We start from the raw sequence: 442 nt of genomic DNA, 5'->3' as shown, positions 1-442 counted from the left end.
GAAGGCCTTGTCGACGTTCACGAACTGCTGGGCGCGGCCGAACTGATCCTGGCCGAGGGCCGGGAAGGCGTTGCCGATGCGCTGCTGCGTGCCGGAGTTGAAGGTCGGGGTGCCTGTCCGCGACGCCATCTCGATGCGGGTGAAGGCGCGCAGGGTGCCGTAGGCCGTCTGGGTGCGGGCATCGACGTTGAGCCGCAGCAGGCCGCGGTAGCCGGAGACGTCACCAGCGCCCTGGTTCCGACCGAGAACCGTCTGATAGCCGTACTCGAACCGCGCACGTCCCGAGATGCGCAGGCAGGTGTCAGTGCCGGGAATATAAAAGAACCCTGCTCCGTAGGCGCCGCAAACGCGAACGTACTCGACGGGTACGGCCTTCTTGACCGGAAGATCTGCCGCCTGCACACCGCTCACGACTGACAGACAGGCCGCAGTTCCAAGAAGT

At 65.6% G+C, this 442-nt stretch carries 1 protein-coding gene; it reads right to left on the bottom strand.

From position 1 onward, the window contains the following. On the bottom strand, window positions 1-442 hold a 442-nt coding region (locus WDW90_RS38220), incomplete at both ends, for a porin (RefSeq protein WP_336492888.1).

This window comes from Methylobacterium nigriterrae, from assembly GCF_037106235.1.
Classification (GTDB): Bacteria; Pseudomonadota; Alphaproteobacteria; order Rhizobiales; family Beijerinckiaceae; genus Methylobacterium; species Methylobacterium nigriterrae.
Note: the sequence above shows the minus strand (reverse complement) of the source record. Positions and strands in the feature narration are given on the sequence as shown.